14 protein-coding genes are annotated in these 20,407 nt (G+C 68.7%); 3 read left to right on the top strand and 11 right to left on the bottom strand.

Annotated elements, in window-relative coordinates; genetic code table 11:
- Nucleotide 1 precedes the first annotated feature (1 nt).
- The 3 genes from ABH915_RS09190 (at nucleotide 2) to ABH915_RS09180 (ending at nucleotide 5,032) form a co-directional block, all read left to right on the top strand.
- Entirely contained in the window at nucleotides 2-1,360 is a 1,359-nt protein-coding gene (locus tag ABH915_RS09190; RefSeq protein WP_370120176.1) for an HRDC domain-containing protein, read from the top strand.
- Between the two features lie 163 nt (nucleotides 1,361-1,523).
- Complete coding sequence (locus ABH915_RS09185; protein WP_370120173.1) at nucleotides 1,524-2,843, top strand: acetyl-CoA C-acyltransferase; 1,320 nt, start codon at nucleotides 1,524-1,526, stop codon at nucleotides 2,841-2,843.
- Entirely contained in the window at nucleotides 2,840-5,032 is a 2,193-nt protein-coding gene (locus ABH915_RS09180; protein WP_370120171.1) for a 3-hydroxyacyl-CoA dehydrogenase NAD-binding domain-containing protein, read from the top strand. The genes ABH915_RS09185 and ABH915_RS09180 overlap by 4 nt, the downstream gene beginning before the upstream one ends.
- A gap of 244 nt (nucleotides 5,033-5,276) precedes the next feature.
- Here the strand turns inward: ABH915_RS09180 and ABH915_RS09175 are convergent, their stop codons facing one another.
- From ABH915_RS09175 to ABH915_RS09125, 11 genes are all read right to left on the bottom strand, one after another.
- Nucleotides 5,277-6,887, bottom strand: coding sequence for an ABC transporter ATP-binding protein (locus ABH915_RS09175; protein ID WP_370120168.1), 1,611 nt, complete (start codon nucleotides 6,885-6,887; stop codon nucleotides 5,277-5,279).
- Nucleotides 6,884-7,642: an energy-coupling factor transporter transmembrane component T gene (locus tag ABH915_RS09170; protein WP_370120165.1), complete on the bottom strand. Its 759-nt coding sequence runs from the start codon at nucleotides 7,640-7,642 to the stop codon at nucleotides 6,884-6,886. Before ABH915_RS09170 ends, ABH915_RS09175 begins: the two co-directional genes overlap by 4 nt.
- Before the next feature lie 66 nt (nucleotides 7,643-7,708).
- Nucleotides 7,709-8,527, bottom strand: coding sequence for an ECF transporter S component (locus tag ABH915_RS09165; protein WP_370120162.1), 819 nt, complete (start codon nucleotides 8,525-8,527; stop codon nucleotides 7,709-7,711).
- A gap of 144 nt (nucleotides 8,528-8,671) precedes the next feature.
- A complete protein-coding gene (locus ABH915_RS09160) occupies nucleotides 8,672-9,700 on the bottom strand; it encodes a nucleoside hydrolase (protein WP_370120159.1) in 1,029 nt (342 codons plus the stop codon).
- Between the two features lie 83 nt (nucleotides 9,701-9,783).
- On the bottom strand, nucleotides 9,784-10,761 hold the full coding sequence (locus ABH915_RS09155; RefSeq protein ID WP_370120157.1) for an aldo/keto reductase: 978 nt from the start codon (nucleotides 10,759-10,761) through the stop codon (nucleotides 9,784-9,786).
- Between the two features lie 68 nt (nucleotides 10,762-10,829).
- Nucleotides 10,830-11,048 carry a hypothetical protein gene (locus tag ABH915_RS09150; RefSeq protein WP_370120154.1) on the bottom strand — a complete coding sequence of 73 codons (219 nt, stop codon included), beginning with the start codon at nucleotides 11,046-11,048 and terminating at the stop codon, nucleotides 10,830-10,832.
- A gap of 66 nt (nucleotides 11,049-11,114) precedes the next feature.
- Nucleotides 11,115-11,672, bottom strand: coding sequence for a hypothetical protein (locus ABH915_RS09145; RefSeq protein ID WP_018772427.1), 558 nt, complete (start codon nucleotides 11,670-11,672; stop codon nucleotides 11,115-11,117).
- 75 nt (nucleotides 11,673-11,747) lie between these two features.
- Nucleotides 11,748-13,721 carry a 1-deoxy-D-xylulose-5-phosphate synthase gene (gene dxs / locus ABH915_RS09140; protein WP_370120151.1) on the bottom strand — a complete coding sequence of 658 codons (1,974 nt, stop codon included), beginning with the start codon at nucleotides 13,719-13,721 and terminating at the stop codon, nucleotides 11,748-11,750.
- Nucleotides 13,722-13,920: 199 nt separating this feature from the next.
- On the bottom strand, nucleotides 13,921-16,734 hold the full coding sequence (locus ABH915_RS09135; protein WP_370120149.1) for an aconitate hydratase: 2,814 nt from the start codon (nucleotides 16,732-16,734) through the stop codon (nucleotides 13,921-13,923).
- A 221-nt stretch (nucleotides 16,735-16,955) separates the two neighbouring features.
- On the bottom strand, nucleotides 16,956-18,332 hold the full coding sequence (locus ABH915_RS09130) for a class I SAM-dependent RNA methyltransferase (RefSeq protein WP_370120146.1): 1,377 nt from the start codon (nucleotides 18,330-18,332) through the stop codon (nucleotides 16,956-16,958).
- Nucleotides 18,329-20,305 carry an APC family permease gene (locus ABH915_RS09125; RefSeq protein WP_370120143.1) on the bottom strand — a complete coding sequence of 659 codons (1,977 nt, stop codon included), beginning with the start codon at nucleotides 20,303-20,305 and terminating at the stop codon, nucleotides 18,329-18,331. The genes ABH915_RS09130 and ABH915_RS09125 overlap by 4 nt, the downstream gene beginning before the upstream one ends.
- Nucleotides 20,306-20,407 lie beyond the last annotated feature (102 nt).

Below are 20,407 nucleotides of genomic sequence, written 5' to 3'. Positions count from 1 at the left end.
CATGACCCCTCAGAATCCGGAAACCAGCACGGCCGGCGCCAATCGCACTACGGCCGAGGCTGCTGACACCACAGCCCACATCACCGTGGAAGGCTTCGACAGCCTGGTCCCTGAAGTGATCGACCTCGACATTCCCCGCGACGGCGTGCCGCTGGTCATTGAAACCCAGTCCGGACTCGAACGTTGCGCCGCGGCTCTCGCGGCCGGCCACGGCCCTGCGGGCGTGGATGCGGAGCGGGCCTCGGGCTTCCGCTACGGCCAGCGCGCCTTCCTGGTCCAGATCCGGCGCGAAGGCTCAGGGACCTGGCTGATCGATCCCGAACCTTTCGGGGACCTCAGCATCATCAATGACGCTTTGCGCGGCGTCGAATGGATCCTGCACGCCGCGAGCCAGGACCTGCCCTGCCTGTCCGAACTCGGCATGTGGCCGGACAAACTCTTCGACACCGAGCTCGCCGCCCGCCTGGCCGGGCTGCCCCGGGTGGGCCTTGCCGCCGTCATCGAACAGCTCCTGGGCTTCGGCCTGGCGAAGGAACACTCCGCCGCCGACTGGTCCACCCGTCCCCTGCCGGAACCGTGGCTGCGCTATGCCGCGCTCGACGTCGAAGTCCTGACCGAGCTGCGCGAGGAACTCATTGAGCTCCTCGTGGCGGACGAAAAGCTGGAATACGCCGAGCAGGAATTCGCCGCCATCCTTGAGGCCGGACAGGCCCCGCCGCGCGTTGATCCGTGGCGCAAGACGTCCGGACTGCACCAGATCCGGGACCGCCGCCAACTGGCCGCAGTCCGGGAGCTGTGGCTGGAACGCGATTCCCTGGCCCAGAAGCGTGACGTCGCCCCCGGCCGGCTGATCCCCGACTCCGCGCTCGTCGCCGCCGCCAAGGCGATGCCCTCCACGGTTCCCCAGCTCCTGGGCACCAAAGGCTTCCACGGCCGCGCCGCGCAGCGGGAAGCCCCCCGCTGGCTGCGCTGCATCGGTGTGGCCCGGGCCCTGGAGGACCTGCCGCCGCTGCACCTGCCCACCAACGCGCCCCCGCCGCCGCGCGTCTGGGCGGACCGGGACCCGGAGGCGGCCGCCAGGCTGGCCACGGCCCGTCCGAAGCTCCAGGCCAAGGCCGAGGAACTGAACCTGCCGGTGGAAAACCTGCTGACCCCGGACTATCTTCGGCGGGTCGCCTGGCGTCCACCGGCAGAGTGCAGCGAGGAAGGCGTGGCCGAGGAACTGGCGAACCTCGGAGCGCGCCAGTGGCAGATCGAAATCACGGCCCCGCTCATTGCCGAGGCCTTCCTGCACCCCGAGCCGCTGCCCGCGAAGGAGCCCAAGGCCGCCGCGGAGGCGCCGTCGGATTCCACGGCCTAGCACGTCTTTTTCGGGGCTGCCCAATTCCTCCTTGCCAGCTATGTTACTGGCGAGTAACATAATGCATGATGTCGTTCGGAACCCTCCCGCCTGTGGCAACCCCTGCCCAGGGCTTATTGCCGCTAGCGCGGTTCCGGCACCATGTCTCAATGAGGAGTACGCCGTGAGCCAAGCCCGCACCAGCGGAAAACCCAGCAGCGCAAACCCGAGCACCGGAAGAAGCAGGACCGTGCGCGACGTCGTCTTTGTCGACGGCGTCCGCACCCCGTTCGGCCGCGCCGGCGAAAAAGGCATCTACGCCGGCACCCGCGCCGACGACCTTGTGGTCAAGTGCATCCGCGAACTGATGCGCCGCAACCCCTCGCTTCCGGCGGACCGGATTGACGAGGTCGCGATCGCCGCCACCACCCAGACGGGCGACCAGGGCCTGACCATCGGCCGCACCGCCGCCCTGCTGGCCGGACTCCCCCGCACCGTGCCCGGCTTCGCGATCGACCGCATGTGCGCCGGCGCCATGACCGCCGTCACCACGACGGCGAGCGGCATCGGCTTCGGCGCGTACGACGTCGTGATCGCCGGCGGCGTGGAACACATGGGCAACCACCCGATGGGCGCCGGCGCGGACCCCAACCCGCGCTTCATGTCCGAACGGATCGTTGACCCCGCCGCGCTGAACATGGGCAACACGGCCGAGAACCTGCACGACCGCTTCCCGGCCATCACCAAGGACCGCACCGACGCCTACGCCGTCGCCTCGCAGGACAAACTCGCCGCAGCCTACGCCAACGGCCAGATCCAGCCCGACCTCGTGCCCGTCGCCACGATGAAGCCGGGCCGGGGCTGGACGGTCAACACCGTGGACGAACCCCCGCGCCCCGGAACCTCGCTCGGGGACCTGGCCACGCTCAAGACGCCGTTCCGCGCCCACGGCCGGGTCACGGCGGGCAACGCCGCGGGCCTGAACGACGGGGCAACCGCCGCCCTGCTGGCCTCCTCCGATGCCGCCGAGGAACTCGGGCTGCCGGTCCGGATGCGCCTGGTGAGCTATGCCTTCGCCGGCGTGGAGCCCGAGGTCATGGGCATCGGCCCGGTCCCGGCGACCGAGAAGGCGCTCAAGAACGCCGGACTCGGCATCGGGGACATCGGCCTGTTCGAAATCAATGAGGCCTTCGCCGTCCAGGTCCTGAGCTTCCTGGACCACTTCGGGATCGCCGACGACGACCCCCGGGTCAACCGCTATGGCGGCGCGATCGCCGTCGGGCACCCGCTGGCGTCCTCGGGGGTCAGGCTGATGAACCAACTGGCCCGGCAGTTCGAGGAGGACCCCTCGGTCCGCTTTGGCATGACCACCATGTGCATCGGCCTGGGCATGGGCGCCACCGTAATCTGGGAGAACCCGCATCACCCGGATTACGGCACCGAAGCACCCACCGAAGCACAGCAGGCAGAGACCACGACCACCGAGACTGGAGCCACCGCATGAGCGCCGCTGATTTCCGCAAGCTTGCCGACCTCTTCCCGAACGAGACGGTCACCCACTCCTATGTCCAGGACATCGAACTACCCGCCGTAGGTGGGAAGACGACTGACGGCAAAAGCCCCGGCACCTTCGCGCTGGTCACCCTCGACAACGATCTGGACCACTCCAAGCCCACCACGCTCGGACCCAACACGCTGATCGAACTCGGCACGGTCCTGGAAGGGCTGAAGGAACGCGCCGCCCGCGGCGAGATTGTCGGCGTCGGCGTCACCGGCAAGCCGTACTTCCTCGTGGCCGGCGCCGACCTGTCCACGGTCAAGTCCGTCAGCGGACGCGAGCAGGGCCTGTGGATGGCCCAGCTGGGCCACGAGGTCTACTCCACCCTGGCGAACCTGGGCGTGCCGAGCTTCGCGTTCATCAACGGCCTGGCCCTGGGCGGCGGACTGGAGATCGCGCTGCAGTCCACCTACCGCACGGTTTCCACCGGCGCCGGCGCACTGGCCCTTCCCGAGGCGTTTATCGGACTCATCCCGGGCTGGGGCGGGGTCTACATCCTGCCGCGGCTGATCGGGCCGGAGAACGCCCTCAAAGTTATGATCGAAAACCCGCTGAGCAACAACCGCACGCTGACCGGGCCGCAGGCCTACCAGCTGGGCATGGCGGACGCGATGTTCGAGCCGGCCGACTTTGTGGAACAGTCCCTGGCCTGGGCCGCGAAAGTCATTGCCGGTGCCGTGGCGCCGGAGCGGGCGAACGCCGTGGACCCGTCCGCTCCGGAGGTCGCCGCCCGCTGGGCGGCCGCCGTCGCCAAGGGCCGGGCCTTCGTGGAGGCCAAGACCTCCAACGCTTCCCCGGCGCCCGCCAAGGTCCTGGACGTCATGGAGGCCAACCGCACCCTGACCCAGGCGCAGTCCGCTGAGCTCGAATGCGAGACGCTGGCGGACCTGATGCAGACCGACGAGTTCCGCTCCACCGTCTACGCCTTCCTGGACCTCGTGCAGCGGCGCTCCAAGCGCCCCGCCGGCGCCCCGGACCGCAAGCTCGCCCGGCCGGTGACGAAGATCGGCGTCGTGGGCGCCGGGCTGATGGCGAGCCAGCTGGCCCTGCTCTTCGCCCGCCAGCTCAAGGTTCCGGTGGTGCTCACGGACATTGACCAGGCCCGCGTGGACAAGGGCGTGGGCTACGTCCACGCCGAGGTGGACAAACTGCTGGCGAAGGGCCGGATCAGCCCCGACGCCGCCAACCGCACCCGCGCGCTGGTCACGGGATCCGTTTCCAAGGAGGCCTTCGCCGACGCCGACTTCGTCATTGAGGCCGTCTTTGAGGAACTCAACGTCAAGAAGCAGGTCTTCAAGGAAGTCGAGGCGATCGTCTCGGACGAGTGCATCCTCGCGACCAACACGTCCTCGCTGTCCGTCACGGCGATGGCGGCGGACCTCGAGCACCCGGAGCGCCTGGTCGGCTTCCACTTCTTCAACCCGGTGGCCGTGATGCCGCTGCTGGAGATCGTGCGCGCACCGAAGACCGACGACGCCGTGCTGGCCACCGCGTTCGAGCTCGCCAAGGGGCTCAAGAAGTCCGCCGTGCTGGTCAAGGACGCCAGGGCGTTTGTGGTCAACCGCGTCCTGCTGCGCCTCATGGGCGAAGTCACCGCGGCTTTCGACGAGGGCACACCCGCGGACGTGGCAGACAACGCGCTGCGGCCGATGGGCCTGCCCATGACGCCGTTTGTGCTCGGCGCCATGGTGGGCCTTCCCGTGGCGCAGCACGTCCAGGAATCGCTGCACGCGGCGTTCGGGGACCGCTTCAGGGTTTCAGAGAACCTGCAGGCGCTGATCGACCACGGTGTGAAGTCCATTTGGGCCGTTCAGAATGGGGCACCCGTGCCGGGTCCGGACGGCAAGCCGTTCATCCCGGCCGAAACGCTGGCGCTGATGACCTTCGGCAGCAGCCCGTCCACCGGCGAGGAGGTGCTGCGCCGGACGCAGGACGCGCTGGCGGAGGAAATCGGACTCATGCTCGAGGAGGGCGTCGTGGCCGGCCCCGAGGACATTGACCTCTGCATGATCCTCGGCGCGGGCTGGCCGATGTTCCTGGGCGGTATCACCCCGTATCTGGACCGGGTGGGCGCCTCGGAGCGGGTCAACGGGAAGAAGTTCCTGGCCCCCGGCGTGGCCTCAGAACCGGTCTAAAGCACTTCACCCGCTCCCGCCTTTGTTGGCGCCGCCGCCCGGACTTTGGTCCGGGCGGCGGCGCTGCTTTCGTGAGGGCCGGTCCATGCCGGCGGCGCCATGGCACTGCCAGCACTCACAAATCATCGGCACGTTGCCGTCGGGGTCCTTGAAGTTAAGCCACCGGCTGTCCCGGATCTCCGTGACCTCCGGGCCCATGGCCTGCAGGTGGACGCGGGCAGCCTCGCGCCCACCCGCGGCCGCGTCAGATGTCCTGCAGGCTCCCGCCGCTGAGTTCCAGGACGCGGTGCGCGTTCCTCCGTGCGTACCCCAGGTCATGGGTGACCATGACGACGGCGGCGCCCCGCGCGGCGGCGCGGCCGACAGCGCCCTGCAGCGCCTCGAGCCCGTGCCGGTCCAGCCCGACGGTCGGCTCGTCCAGGGCCAACACTGCTGGTTCGCGGGCCAGGACCGTGGCCAGGGCGAGCAGCCGCTGCTGAGAGGCGGACAGTTCAGCGGGGTGTGCCTCCTCGGTACCGGACAGGCCCACCTCGGCCAGCGCCGCCCGGGACCTGGCCTCGCCGGCTTTCCCGAACACCTGCCGGAGTCCGAATGCCGCTTCCCGCAGGACAGTCCGTTCGAAGAGCTGGTCCCGGGGGTGCTGGAACAACAGGCCCATGGAGGCCGCGACTTTTCCCACCGGCACGCCGGCAATGCTGCGGCCGCAGACCAGCACGTCCCCCTCCGTGGGCCGGAGCAGCCCGTTGAAATGGCGCAGCAGTGTCGATTTGCCGGCGCCGTTGGGCCCGGTCACGGCCATGATCTCGCCCGGGCGCACGGCGAAGTCCACGCCCCGGAGGATCCGGTCCTGCGCACCGGTCCCGGGCAGCCGCGGGTCCCGGGCGTAGCCGAACCCAACCCCGCGCAGTTCCAGCGATGCCGGCCCGGGACCGGGCGCCGCCGCAGGCACCGGACCGGGCCGGCGGACTCCGGCGTCAACGCCGGACCCAGCGGACCCTACGGCGCCCGACCCAATGCCGCCGGGCCCCACAACGCTGGACTCGACACCGCGCGGCCCGCATCCGCCAATCACTCCAGCGCGCTCCAGTTCGGCCGAACCGGCCAGCTGCGCGGGCGTCCCGGCCGCGGTGACCGTCCCGCCGTCGAGCGCCGTCTGGGCGTCAAGAATCGTCCAGTGCGTGGCTTCCCCGGCGAGCCGGTCCGCCGCCTGGCTCAGCAGGACGACGCCGGTCCCGGTGCCGCGGAGGCTGCGGACCAGATCCTCGACTTGCGCGGCTCCGGCCGCGTCCAGCGATGCCAGCGGCTCGTCCAGGATGAGCACGTCCGGTTCCGTGATGACGGCGCAGCCCACGGCGAGCCGGCGCAGCTCGCCTCCCGAGAGCGTGGCCGGGTCCCGGTCCAGCAGGCGTGAGAGTCCCGTGCGGGCGGCGGTGCGCTCCACCGCGCGGAGCATGTCCTCCCGGGCCGTCGCGCGGTTTTCCAGGCCGAAGGCCAGCTCCTCCGCGACTGTGGCGCGCACCGAGGAGAGCATCGCCGCGGCGTCCTGCGGAACGAAGGCCACGCGCCGGGACCACTCAGCGGGGTTGATCCGGGGGTCGTCGGGCACGCCGCGGAATTCCAGCACGGTGCCGCCGAGCTCCAGGCTGCCGCGGAATTGTCCGGCATGACCGGCCCGGAGCCAGCCGGCCAATAGTTTGCCCAGCGTGGATTTTCCGCTCCCGGAGCCGCCCAGGACGGCCGTCAGCGAACCCGGCGTGACCGAGAGCGCGGTGTCCCTTAGCACCGGGGTGTCCTCGCCGTGGAACGTGAACGCCTCGATCCGGATCTGCAGCGCGGTTCGGGTGGTGGCCGTCATGACGGCGCCCCGGCAGGCCAGAAGGACACAATCCGTCCGGCGACAGCGGCCGCCGCGAGCACGAGCGCGGCGGCCCGGAAGAGCCGCTGGGCGGGCGCGTCGGCGACTTCGCGGTAGCTGGTGCGGGGTCCCGGGCTGCCGAAGCCGCGGGCGTCGAGCGCCTGGGCGCGGCTGCCGGCGTCGTCGATCAGGGCGAGGACCAGCGGCACCATCTGCAGGCGGAGGGCGCCGAGACGGGACAGCAGGCCGCGTCCGACCACCATCCCGCGGGTTTCCTGGGCCTGCCGGATCCGGTCCAGGCGGCCCGCGACGGCGGGCAGGAGGGTGAGCGTGGAGGCCAGGACGAAGCCGAACTGCGGTGGGATCCTGCGCCCGGCGAGGGCCGAGACGAGGTCGGGGACGCTCACGGTGAAGGAAAAGAGCAGGAACACCAGCACGCAGGCCGTGGTCCGCGTTCCGAGCTCCAGCGCGAAGCCCAGGCCCTCGGCTGTGACCCTGGCCGGGCCCCACTGGGCCAGCACGGTCTGGCCTTCAGGGAAGAAGAGGCCGTGCAGCACCAGCAGGGACAGGCACAGGGGCGTCAGGATCACCGCTCCTGCGGTCAGGACACGTCCCGCGACTCCACGGCGCGCGGCAAGGGCCACCGCGCCGAGTGCCACGGCGACAGACAGCGGCCAGTACGTGGCCGCCGTCGTGACGACGGCGGCGCACGCGGCGAGGGTCAGCGTGGTGAAGGGGTGCAGCCGCTGTGTCATGGTCGCTGTGTCAGAGTCGCAGTGTCAGAGCGTCGCAGTGCCAGGGTGTCCCAGCCGCCGCGGGGCTCAGGCGTCCGCTGCCGGGGCCTTGCCGGCGAGCACCCGGTAGCGCCGCACGAAGGGGAACTGGAAGGTGGTGCGGCGGGGCAGGGCGTAGGCGAGCAGCGCCGCGATGGTGAAGACGATCGCCTTGTCCATGGGGTCGGAAATCAGTGCCTGCTTGGTGATGGCGGCCAGGAGGGTGTCCCCCACGGCGCGGAAGGCGCTGACGATCGCCCCGGTACCCAGCCCTGACGTGCCGCCAAAGACGAACGCGGCGATCGGGGCGGAGACGACGCCGGCCAGGATGCCGGTGACGAAGCCGGCGACGGGGGCGAGGTAGAAGCGGCGGAACAGGCCGCCGCGGGCGGCCATGCCGGCGAGGAAGCCGATGAGGGCGGCACCGGCGGCGAACGGCAGGACGGTGGGGTTGAAGAAGGACCAGACGATGCTGCTCAGCGCGCCCGTGGCGGCACCGGCGGCCGGCCCGGCGAGGACGGCGATCAGGACGGTGCCGATCGCGTCGATGTAGAACGGCAGGCCCGTGCTGCCCATCAGCTGGCCAAGGACGACGTTCAGGACCAGGGCCACCGGGATCAGGACCACGGTGGAGGTGGGCAGCGCCGGCAGGACGGCCACAATCAGCAGCACAGCACCGAGCAGGAAGCCGCCGAGGGCGACGAGGGCCGAGAAACTTGCCGGGCCGTTGGCAATGTCCGCGGGCTGGGTCAGCACCAGGAAGACGTACGTGGCGGCGATCGCGGCGGCGCCGGCGATTTCGAGCAGGCGGCGCCTGCGGCCGGCCGCCTGTCCAGGGGCAGTGATGGTCAGGGCTGGCTGTGACATGGGGGGTGTTCCTTTGGCTGGGTGCAACAAGTTCCGCCTCATGTCACCTCGGCGCAGCTACCATCCTAGCGAGCGGCAACCATTCAAGCGATCTGCAGGCCCGCCCGGGCGCTCCCCGCCTTGACTCGGCAATGATGCCCGGTTTCAGCCCGTCGGCGCCCGGGGTCCCACGGCGTGCGCGAGGGCGCCGACCGAGGTAATCAGTTCGTCGAAGCAGTGCCCGGGGTTGTTGTCGGAGACAATCCTGGCGTTCGGCGCCAGCCCCCACAGCCCGCGGAAGTCGGCCACCGTGGTGCCCCGCAGCAGGGGCGAATCCGTTTCGACGTCGACCGTGGCCAGTCGGGTGGCGAACGGTGTGCGCCCCGCGGCTGCGCAGGCCGCGAAGGCGTCGTGCACGTGCGCCACATAGCCCTGGTCATAGAGCCGGTGAAATTCCATGTAGAAGCGCAGGGCGTCGGACAGGCAGGCGACGAGGGGGTTCCCGGACTGGCTGCGCTGGCCTTCGGGCTGCTCCGGGAGGACGAGTTCGGGCTCCGGAGCGCCGGCGGCCTCGCCGAGGCGGCGCAGGTGCTCCGGGTGCATCTCGATCCGCTCGGTCATTTCCAGGGCACACAGGATCGGCAGCTTGTCCTCGGGCAGGCCCCGGTAGGCGGCAAAGACCTCCTTGGCGGCATGCGGGTCCACCGAAGTATTCCATTCGGCCGTCGGGGTGGTGTTGCCCTGGTAGTAGAAGCTGCCGCCCATGATCACGAGTCCCTTGAGCAGCCGGGGAAGTTCCGGTTCCCGGCGCAGGGCGAGGGCGAAGTTGGTCAGCGGTCCGGTGATCAAGCCGGTGAGCTCCCCCGGGTGCGCCCGCACCTCCTCCACCCAGACGTCGACGGCGTGCCGTGCCGAGATTTGCTGGTGCGGTGGCGGCAGTTCGGCGTAGCCGATGCCCTGCGGCCCGTGGGTCTCCTCGGTGGTGACCAGCGGGATCTCCAGCGGGACCTCGGCGCCGATGGCCACCTCGATGCCCTCGCGGCCGCACAGCTCCAGCAGGGCCAGGTTGTTCAGCGCCACCTGCCGGGCCCCCACGTTCCCGGCGGTGCATGTGATCGCCTGGACGTGGACCTCCGGCCGGGACAGCAGGTAGACCAGGGCCAGGGCATCGTCGATCCCGGTGTCGACGTCCATGAGGATCGAATGCGTGACGGCAGGGCCGGCCGCGGGGTCGCCCCCGGCGCCGTTCAGATCCGCACCATTCAGGCCCGGACCGTTCAGAACAGCGCCACCTTGGGCGTGCGCGGGAAGAGGTCGTCCAGCTCGGCTAGGTCGGCATGGCTGGGTTTCCAGGCCACGGCCGCGGCATTCTGGCGCACCTGCTCCGGCGTGGTGGCGCCGGCGATGACGCTGCTGACGGACGGCTGGGCGGCGAGCCAGGAGAACGCCACCTGGACTTCGTTAAGTCCGCGGTCGGCGGCGAACTTGCCGAAGGCACCCAGCTGTTCCCAGTCGGCGTCGTGGACCAGGTTGGTGCGGGTGTGGCTGAGCCGGCTTCCCTCGGGGGCCTGGCCGGCGGAGTATTTGCCGGTGAGCAGGCCGTTGGCGAGCGGGAAGTACGGCAGGACGCCCAGGCCGTAGGCCTCGGCCGCCGGGGTCACCTCGAGTTCGGCGCGCCGGTCCAGCAGGTTGTAGTGGTTCTGGCTGGAGATGAAGCGGGCTCCTCCGCGGGCGCGCGCCACGTACTCGGCCTCGGCGATCTGCCAGCCGGCCCGGTTGGAGTGGCCGATGTAGCGGACCTTGCCGCTGGTGACGAGGTCGTCGAGGGCCGAGAGGGTCTCGTCGATGGGCGTGAGCGGGTCCGGGGTGTGGAACTGGTAGAGGTCGATCCAGTCCGTGCCGAGCCGGCGCAGCGAGGCCTCCGCCGCCTTGATGATGTAGCGGCGGGATCCGCGCGCACCGAAGTCCTCGCCGTTGGCGCCGCGCATGTCCATGCCGAACTTCGTGCCGATGACCGCGTCGCCGCGCCGGGCACCGAGGGCTTTGCCGAGCATTGACTCGCTGAGGCCGGGCTCGCGGCCGTAGGCGTCCGCAACGTCAAAGAAGGTGATCCCGGCGTCGAGCGCCGCATGCACGACGGCGTCGGTGCCTTCCTGCGATTCAGTCACGGTCCCGGACCGGCCCAGGTTGTTGCAGCCAAGTCCCACGACAGAGACGGACAGTCCGGAATTTCCAACGCGGCGGTATTCAGTCATGGTTTTAGCCTATATTGCGCCGGCGGGTGTCCGGGCCAGACCGCCGCGGGCGGCGGAGCGGGACCCTGCTACCCTGCCGGCAGCTTCAGTCCGTGCTCGTCCATGGCGTCCTGGAGCTGCGCGAGGGTGCGGGGGCAGACGCCCGGCATCCCGGCAAGCCGGCGCCGGCCAAGCTGCACGAGATGTTCGAGGGATTCGACCCCCGCGTGCGCGAGCGACTTTCGCGCCGGCGCCGCGAGTCCCGCGGGCAGCGGGGTGCAGCCTGGTTTCGAGGGTTTGCGCGTCATTGCGGTGCCTTTCAGTCCGTGCCCCCAAACTGGTGTGAGCCGTGCCCGGCTCCTTGCCCGTGCTGCTTAAAGCGTGAAGCTGTTTGCCGGCTTCGGCGAGTGCTTGAGCTTGAAAGTATCCTCGCCAAACGGCGCGGCGCCAATGCTCAGTTTGGTGAAGTCGAGGTCTTCGCCGCGGATGCAGACCTTGATGGCGTTGACCGTCTTATTCACGTCCGGGGTGAGGCAGAAGATGTTGAGCCGGGCGTCGGAAAATTCGCTGCGGTCCACGATCCCCAGGCCCCGCCAGGCCAGATGGCTGATCAGGGCGTCTTTGGCTTTTTCCTCGAGGTACCGGTCGCGGCTGGTCCCCTCCTTGGTCTTCAGCGCGTACTGGGCCACTACCCAGGACTGCTCCTCCGCCGGAATTTCGGCATAGCCATCCTCGGCGCACTGCACCGCGAAGGCGTCCATGAGGCGCTCCGCTGCCTCGGCGTCCGCGACGTCGGTCTCGTCCGTCTTGCTCTGGTGTCCGACGACGCCGTGGTTCATCACGAACTGGCTGTAGTCCTCATCAAACCAGGCCTCCCTAAAGTGCAGGGTGCCCTCTTCGTCACGCTTGTAAACTCGGATAATTCCACTCATATGCCAGTTCCTTCCTGGGCCGTCCGGCGCCGGATTCAGTGGCGCCCCACGGGTAGTGCTCAACGGATGTGCTGGCTACAGCAGCGGGATGCTGCCGGTGCTGGGGTGTTCCTGGCCGGGCACGGGGCGCGCAAACGGCACCTTGGTGCCCAGGACCTGCGCGACGACGTCGTGCGTGATCTGCTGGGCGGTCAGGCCGACGCGTTCGAGCACCTGGCTGCGCGTGCCGTGATCGAGGAACTCGACCGGCAGGCCGACCTCGTTGAGGGCGGTGTCCACGCCCGCGGCACGCATCTCCTGGCGGATCCGGGACCCGACGCCGCCGGCCCGCACTCCGTCCTCGATACAAATGACCAGGCGGTGGCGCGCGGCGAGATCGATGATGGACTGCCGGACCGGGAGGACCCAGCGGGGATCCACCACCGTGGAGCTGATGCCCTGGGCACCGAGCCGGCTGGAGACGTCCAGCGCGAGTTCTGACATGGCGCCCACGCTGACGATCAGGACGTCGTTCTCGTTCGAGCCCGCGGGCCGGCGGGCCAGCACGTCCACGCCGCCTTCCAGGCGTTCGACCGCATCGACTTCGGGGCCGACGTTGCCCTTGGAGTAGCGGAGCACGCTCGGGGCGTCTTCAATGGCTACAGCCTCGCGCAGTTCCTCCCGCAGCCGGGTGGCGTCGCGCGGCGCCGCGAGGTGCAGCCCGGGGACGATCTGGACCATGGCCATGTCCCACATGCCGTGATGGCTTGCGCCGTCGGGTCCGGTGACGCCGGCCCGGTCCAGCACGATGGTGACGCCGGCTTTGTGCAGGGCCACATCCATCAGCAACTGGTCGAAGGCACGGTTCAGGAACGTCGCGTAGACCGCAACCACCGGGTGCAGTCCCCCGAACGCCATGCCGGCAGCCGAGGTGAGGGCGTGCTGCTCGGCGATGCCGACGTCGAACACGCGCTCCGGGTGCCGGGCAGCGAACTTGTGCAGCCCGACCGGAATCAGCATGGCACCGGTAATCCCGACGATATCCTGGCGCTCGTCGGCGATGTCGGCGATCTCGTCGGCGAACACCGCGGTCCAGGACTTCGCGCCACCGGCCTCGGTGGGTGCGCCGGTCTCCGGATCGATGATCCCCACGGCATGGAACTGGTCCGCCTCATGGGCACGTGCCGGGGCGTAGCCGTGGCCCTTTTCCGTCATGGCGTGCACGATCACGGGGCCGGCATAGTTCTTGGCGGTGGACAGGGCGTTTTCCATGGCCTGGAGGTCGTGGCCGTCCACGGGACCGATGTACTTCATGCCGAGGTCCTCGAACATGCCCTGCGGGGCCCACCAGTCCTTGATGCCCTTCTTCATGGCGTGCAGGCTCCTGTAGGTGAACTGCCCCGCGGGGCCGCCGTTCTGCAGTTTGCGCTTCCACCACTCGAGCGTGCCTTCATAGGAGGGGGCGGCCCGGAGGGAATCGATCGTGGGGCGCAGGGACGCGAGGTAGTCGGCGAACCCGCCGACCGTCGGGGCGTAGGAGCGGCCGTTGTCGTTGACCACAATCACGACACGGCGCTTCTTGTCGGCCGCGATGTTGTTGATGGCCTCCCAGGCCATGCCGCCGGTCAGGGCGCCGTCGCCGACCACGGCGACGACGAAGCGGTCGCCGTCGCCGGTCAGCTGGCGGGCGCGCGAGATCCCGTCTGCCCAGGACAGCGAGGAGGACGCGTGCGAGCTTTCGACGATGTCGTGTTCGGATTCGCCGCGGTCCGGGTAGCCGGACATGCCGCCCTGCTGGCGAAGCGTGCTGAAATCCTGCCGTCCGGTGAGGAGCTTGTGCACGTAGGACTGGTGCCCTGTGTCAAAGACAATGCTGTCGCGGGGGGAATCGAAGATCCGGTGCACCGCGATGGTGAGCTCGACGACGCCGAGGTTCGGGCCCAGGTGCCCTCCCGTCCGGGAGACGTTGCCGATCAGGAAATCCCTGACCTCAGCTGCCAGCTGATCCAGCTGCGCCCCGGACAACTTACTCAGGTCCTGCGGATTCCGGATGGTGTCCAAGATTCCCAACGGCCCCTCCTTCGGGTGGTAGACATGCCTTTTAACTCTAACGCCTCCGGGCGGACCGCCGCGCCGGAGGCCTGCACCGGCACGCTGCCCGCCCCTGATCCAGCGCCCGCCCCTTTACCCCGGGAACGCAACGGCCCCGGCCGGTCAGTGACCGGCCGGGGCCGTTGCATGCGTTACCGGAACCTGCCCGGCAGCTCCGCTAGTGCGCGGAGATCTGGCGCAGGACGTACTGCAGGATCCCGCCGTTGCGGTAGTAGTCCGCCTCGCCCGGGGTGTCGATGCGCAGGACGGCGTCGAAGGACGTGACGGAACCGTCTTCGGCGGTGGCCGTGACCTTGAGGGCCTTCGGCGTGGTGCCTTCGTTCAGGGCGGTGACGCCCTCAACTGCGTAGGTTTCCGTACCGGTCAGGCCCAGGCTGGCGGCGTTCTGGCCGGCCGGGTACTGCAGCGGCAGGACGCCCATGCCGATCAGGTTGGAGCGGTGGATGCGCTCGTAGCTCTCGGCCACGACAGCCTTGACGCCCAGCAGCGCTGTGCCCTTGGCGGCCCAGTCACGGGACGAACCGGAGCCGTACTCCTTGCCTGCCAGGACCACCAGCGGGGTGCCGGCGGCCTGGTAGTTCTGCGCGGCGTCGTAGACGTAGGCCTGCGGGCCGTCAGCCTGGCTGAAGTCGCGGGTGAAGCCGCCCTCCACGCCGTCCAGGAGCTGGTTCTTGATGCGGATGTTCGCGAACGTGCCGCGGATCATGACCTCGTGGTTGCCACGGCGTGAGCCGTAGGAGTTGAAGTCCTTGCGCTCCACACCGTTGGCCAGCAGGTACTGCCCGGCCGGGGTGTCCGACTTGAACGAACCGGCCGGGGAGATGTGGTCCGTGGTGACGGAGTCGCCGAGCTTGAGCAGCACGCGCGCACCGGTGATGTCCTGGACCGGCTCCGGCTGGGCCTTCATGCCCTCGAAGTACGGGGGCTTGCGGACGTACGTGGACTTCTCGTCCCAGGCGAAGGTGTCGCCGGCTGGGGTGTCGAGCGCCTTCCAGCGATCGTCGCCCTCAAAGACGCCTTCGTAGCCGCGGGCGAACATTTCCTTGTCGATCGAGGAGTCGATGACTTCCTGGACCTCGACGGGGTTCGGCCAGATGTCCTTCAGGAAGACGTCGTTGCCGGCCTCGTCCTGGCCCAGGGCATCGTTGTCGAAGTCGAAGTCCATGGAACCGGCCAGGGCGTAGGCGATGACCAGCGGCGGGGAGGCCAGGTAGTTCATCTTCACGTCCGGGTTGATCCGGCCTTCGAAGTTACGGTTGCCGGAGAGCACCGCGGTGACGGAGAGGTCGTTGGCCTGGATGGCCTCGGAGATCTCGGCGTCGAGCGGACCGGAGTTGCCGATGCAGGTGGCGCAGCCGTAGCCCACGATGTAGAAGCCGAGCTTCTCCAGGTACGGGGTCAGGCCCGACTTGTTGTAGTAGTCGGTGACCACCTTGGAACCGGGAGCCACGGAGGTCTTGACCCACGGCTTGGACGTCAGGCCCTTGTCGACGGCGTTGCGGGCCAGCAGTGCGGCGGCCAGCATCACGGACGGGTTGGACGTGTTGGTGCAGGAGGTGATCGAGGCGATCGACACCGCTCCGTGGTCGAGTTCGAACTCGCGTCCGTCCGCGGTCTTGACGCTGACCTTGTTGGAGGGGCGGCCGTTGGACTTCGGGCCGTGCGCGTGCGGGGCCACGTCGCTCAGGTGCGACGACGAGGCGGTGAACGAGGGCGAGTCCGAAGCCGGGAAGCTTTCGTCGATCGCTTCGTCCAGGCTTCCGTCGGCCAGGTCTTCCTTCACGTAGTTGCGCAGGTCCTCGCGGAACTGGGCCTTGGACTCGGTGAGGATGATGCGGTCCTGCGGGCGCTTCGGGCCGGAGATCGACGGAACAACCGTGGACAGGTCCAGCTCGAGGTACTCGGAGAACTTGATCTCGCGGGAGGGGTCGTGCCAGAGGCCCTGTTCCTTCGCGTACGACTCCACGAGGGCGACGTTCTCGTCGGACCGGCCGGTGAGGCGCAGGTAGTCGAGGGTGACGTCGTCGATCGGGAACATCGCAGCGGTGGAGCCGAACTCCGGGCTCATGTTGCCGATCGTTGCACGGTTGGCCAGCGGCACAGCCGCGACGCCTTCACCGTAGAACTCGACGAACTTGCCGACCACACCGTGCTGCCGCAGCTGCTCGGTGATGGTCAGGACGACGTCGGTGGCGGTGGCGCCGGCCGGGATGGAGCCGGTGAGCTTGAAGCCCACGACGCGCGGGATGAGCATGGACACGGGCTGGCCGAGCATGGCAGCCTCGGCCTCGATGCCGCCGACGCCCCAGCCCAGCACGCCCAGGCCGTTGACCATGGTGGTGTGCGAGTCGGTGCCGACGCAGGTGTCCGGGTAAGCGCGCACAACGCCGTCGACTTCACGGGTCATGACAGTGCGGGCCAGATACTCGATGTTGACCTGGTGCACAATGCCGGTGCCCGGCGGGACGACCTTGAAGTCGTCAAATGCAGTCTGGCCCCAGCGCAGGAACTGGTAACGCTCACCGTTGCGCTGGTATTCGATCTCCATGTTGCGCTCCAGTGCGCCGGAGTTACCGAAAGCGTCAATCTGGACCGAGTGGTCAATGACCATTTCGGCCGGCGCCAGCGGGTTGACCCGCTTGGGGTCTCCGCCGAGCTCCTTGACGGCCTCACGCATGGTGGCGAGGTCAACGACGCACGGCACGCCGGTGAAGTCCTGCATGATCACGCGCGCCGGCGTGAACTGGATCTCAGTGTCGGGCTCGGCGCTGGGATCCCAGCCTGCAAGCGCACGGACGTGGTCGGCCGTGATGTTGGCACCGTCCTCGGTCCTCAACAGGTTTTCAAGCAATACCTTGAGGCTGAACGGAAGGTTTTCTGCACCTTCGACGGAGTTCAACCGGAAAATTTCATATTCGGATCCGGCTACATTAAGTTTGCCTTTTGAACCGAAGCTGTCCACAATGCTCATCGCAGGACTCCTCTCGCAACAGTTTCATCTTTGTCGCGCCGCTGGACCCTTGCTAGTTAGGTCGGCCTAACTAATACAGGCATCAGTACATCAAGGTACGCAATGCAGGTAAGAAACACAGGGAACGGCCGTTAACTTAACGCCAGTGGTTAATTAACGCCAGTGGTCAATTAACCACTGGTGGAGCGCGACGACGGACTACTACGCCCATCCTAGTGGCATCACGGTTGGGGAGTCAGTAACGCCACAGTCTCCATGTGGTGGGTGTGCGGGTACAGGTCGAAGGCCCGCAGCCCGGCCATGCCCCAGCCGCCCTGCCGGAAGTAGCCCAGGTCGCGGGCGAACGACGCCGGATCGCAGGAGACGTAGGCGACGGCCCGGGGGCCGGCGTCGATCAGCTGCTTGACTACCGCCTTGCCGGCACCCGCACGCGGCGGGTCCAGGATCAGGGCGTCGAAGTTGCGGGGTTTTTGCCGCAGCACCCGCTCCACGCGGCCCTGGACAATCTCCACCTGGGCGGCGTCGTGCAGGTTCTTGCGTGCATCCCGGCTGGTTCCGGGCGCTCCCTCGACCGAGAGCACGGATCCCGTCACCCCCACGGCATCGGCCAGCGGTGCCGTGAACAGCCCGGCCCCGGCGTACAGGTCCGCCACCACCGAGCCCGGCGCGAGGTAGCCGCCGTCGTGCAGGAAGCCGGTGACGGCGCCGACGAGTGTCTCCGGGGCATCCCGGTGGATTTGCCAGAAACCGTCGCCGGTGACCCGGTAGTCATGGCCCGCGGCCGACTCCTGGACGTAGGTGCGGCCGCGCAGCTGCAGCACCTCGCCGGTGGCCGGGTCAAGGCTGGCCACCGAGACGTCGTCGGGCAGCTGCGCCAGGATGCCGCTGAGCCGCTTGGACCGGGTTCCCGGGGCGGGCACCAGCAGCACCAGCGGCCGGGAGCCGTTCGCCGGGGCGGCAACCTCGACCCGGTCGATGCCCTGCAGGTCGATGTCCCAGAGCCGGAGCGCGTTGATTCCGTCCACGGCCAGCGGCATGTCCCGCACGGGCAGGATGGCATCGGAGCGGTGGGCGTGCATGCCGAGCTTGCCGGCGGGCGTCACGGCGAAGCCGGCCCGCGTGCGCCATCCCAGGCCGGACGCGGCCGACTCCCCTGCACTGCCAGCGCCCGCGGCCGTGCCGACGGCCTCGACTGTGATCTGCCCTGCGGGCGCAAATTCGACGCCGGCAAGCCGCTTGAGCTGTTCGGCCAGGACGTCGGCCTTGAGGCTGCGCTGGCGGGCCAGGGATATATGGCCGAGTTCGGCGCCGCCGACGGGCGGGTGCCGGTGCGACCAGGAGCGCGCGGAATCGGCGAGGTCCCAGAAGTGCGGCACGCGGTCCGGTGAGGGCTCCAGGACCTCCACCACATCGGCGCGCCAGAATTTCGCGGCCGGGCCGTCGTCGGTGAGCCGGACGCGGACTTTTTCGCCGGGAATCCCGTGCCGGACGAAGATGACGCGTCCCTCGTGCCGGGCCACGCAGTGCCCGCCGTGCGCGACGGGTCCGACGTCGACGACGAGATCGGTGTGGGTGTGCGTCCGGGTGTCGGGGGTCATTGGATATCCTGCAGGTTCTTGGCTTCTTCGGATGATTTCAGCTGCCACGGCACACTGGCCACCATGACGCCGGGCTCGAAGTGCAGCCGGGTCTTGATGCGCAGCGCGGTCTGGTTGTGGACCAGCTGCTCCCACCATTTGCCCACGACATACTCCGGGATGTACACCACGATCAGGTCGCGGGGCGAATCCCGGCGCATGCTCTTGATGTACTCCATGATCGGGGTCACCGTTTCACGGAACGGGCTGGCCAGGACGGTCAGCGGCACCGGGATTTCGAGCTTCTCCCAGTCCGCAACAGTCGCCTCGGTCTCCTCTGCACTGATGTCCACCGTGATGGCGTCCAGCCGCGACGGGCGTGAGGCCCGGGCGTAGGCGAGGGCGCGCAGGACCGGTTTGCGCACGTGCGAGACGAGCAGCACGGCGTGTACACGGGTGGGCAGGGCACGCGGCGAGGAGTCCTCGTCCACGGCGAGTTCCTTGGCCACGTTGTCATAGTGTGCCCGGATGCTCCACATGATCAGGAACAGCACGAACATGGCCAGCAGCGCGATCCAGGCGCCCTGGGAGAACTTGGTGATGAGGACGATGATCAGCACCAGTGCGGTCATGCAAAAGCCCACCGTGTTGATGGTCCGGGACTTGATGATGCGCAACCGCACGGCGGGGTCCTTGGACAGTTTCAGTTCCCTGCCCCAGTGCCGGATCATGCCCAGCTGGCTCATGGTGAAGGAGATGAAGACGCCCACGATGTAGAGCTGGATGAGCTTTGTGACGTCGGCGTTGAAGGCGAGGATCAGCACGATGGCGCCGGCCGCGAGGGCCAGGACACCGTTGCTGAAGGCCAGCCGGTCGCCACGGGTGCGCAGCTGGCGCGGCAGGTAGCCGTCCTGCGCCAGGATCGATCCGAGTACCGGGAAGCCGTTGAACGCCGTGTTGGAGGCGAACACGAGGATGACGCCGGTGGCGGCCACCACGATGTAGAACGGGATGGAGCCCTCGCCGAAGACGGTCTGTGCGATCTGGCTGATGGCCGGATTCTGGATGTAGCCCTCCTCCAACGGTTTGCCGTCCAGGAGGAATTCGGTCGCCGGGTCCAGGACGATGTGGACCTGGGTGGCGTTGGCCAGGTAGATGATGCCCGCGAGCATGGCGGAGGCAATCACGCCGAGCAGCAGCAGGGTGGTGGCCGCATTCTTGCTCTTGGGCTTCTGGAAGTTGGGCACACCGTTGCTGATGGCCTCGACGCCGGTCAGGGCAGCCGCGCCCGAGGAGAAGGCACGCAGCAGCAGGAACGCGCCGGCCAGGCCGACAAGTCCCTCGTCGAAGCCCGGCTCCGGCACAATTTCGAACGCCGCCGAGGGTGCCTGCCCCAGCTGGCCGGTGGCGGCCTGGAAGATCCCGACGGCGGTCATGCCCAGGATGGAGGCCATGAAGATGTAGGTCGGGACGGCGAAGACGCTGCCGGCCTCCTTGATGCCGCGCAGGTTCACGAGGGCCAGAATGATGACCCCGATCGTGGCAATCGCCGCCTGCTGTCCGTGCAGCGAGGGCACGGCGGTTGTCAGGTACGTCGCGGCCGAGGACATGGACACGGCCACGGTCAGCACATAGTCAACCAGCAGCGCCGAGGCCACGGTGAGGCCGGCAAACTTACCCAGGTTGACGTTGGCGATCTCGTAGTCGCCGCCGCCGGAGGGGTAGGCGTGGACGTTTTGGCGGTAGGAGGCCACGACGGTCAGGAGCACCACCATGACGGCGAGGCCCACCAGGGGCGAGATGGCCACCGCACTCACCCCGGCCAGGGCCAGGGTCAGGAGGATTTCGTCGGGCGCATACGCCACGGAGGACAGCGCGTCCGAGGCGAAAATGGGCAGCGCGATCCGCTTCGGCAAGAGTGTGTGGGCCAGACGGTCGTTCCGGAAGGGCTTGCCTACCAGCACCCGCTTCACGGCATTGAAAATTGTCAGCACCACACAAAGCTAGTCTGATTCGGACGCGATGTCATGACGGTGAAGCCGGCGTACACAGGGGCGCCGGCCGGCGCCCCGTGGCCGTGGCCTTCCGGGACCGCG

It is taken from the genome of Arthrobacter sp. MW3 TE3886 (genome assembly GCF_041262145.1).
Lineage (GTDB): Bacteria > Actinomycetota > Actinomycetes > Actinomycetales > Micrococcaceae > Arthrobacter.
The sequence above is the reverse complement of the archived record's forward strand: the minus strand, read 5'-3'. Positions and strand labels throughout refer to the sequence as shown.

Bases quoted from the DNA above. Each gene is read 5' to 3' on its own strand.
- ABH915_RS09190 (WP_370120176.1), top strand. From the start codon at position 2: ATGACCCCTCAGAATCCGGAAACCAGCACGGCCGGCGCCAATCGCACT.
- ABH915_RS09180 (WP_370120171.1), top strand. From the start codon at position 2,840: ATGAGCGCCGCTGATTTCCGCAAGCTTGCCGACCTCTTCCCGAACGAG.
- ABH915_RS09175 (WP_370120168.1), bottom strand. From the start codon at position 6,887: ATGACGGCCACCACCCGAACCGCGCTGCAGATCCGGATCGAGGCGTTC.
- ABH915_RS09170 (WP_370120165.1), bottom strand. From the start codon at position 7,642: ATGACACAGCGGCTGCACCCCTTCACCACGCTGACCCTCGCCGCGTGC.
- ABH915_RS09165 (WP_370120162.1), bottom strand. From the start codon at position 8,527: ATGTCACAGCCAGCCCTGACCATCACTGCCCCTGGACAGGCGGCCGGC.
- ABH915_RS09160 (WP_370120159.1), bottom strand. From the start codon at position 9,700: ATGGACGTCGACACCGGGATCGACGATGCCCTGGCCCTGGTCTACCTG.
- ABH915_RS09155 (WP_370120157.1), bottom strand. From the start codon at position 10,761: ATGACTGAATACCGCCGCGTTGGAAATTCCGGACTGTCCGTCTCTGTC.
- ABH915_RS09150 (WP_370120154.1), bottom strand. From the start codon at position 11,048: ATGACGCGCAAACCCTCGAAACCAGGCTGCACCCCGCTGCCCGCGGGA.
- ABH915_RS09145 (WP_018772427.1), bottom strand. From the start codon at position 11,672: ATGAGTGGAATTATCCGAGTTTACAAGCGTGACGAAGAGGGCACCCTG.
- ABH915_RS09135 (WP_370120149.1), bottom strand. From the start codon at position 16,734: ATGAGCATTGTGGACAGCTTCGGTTCAAAAGGCAAACTTAATGTAGCC.
- ABH915_RS09130 (WP_370120146.1), bottom strand. From the start codon at position 18,332: ATGACCCCCGACACCCGGACGCACACCCACACCGATCTCGTCGTCGAC.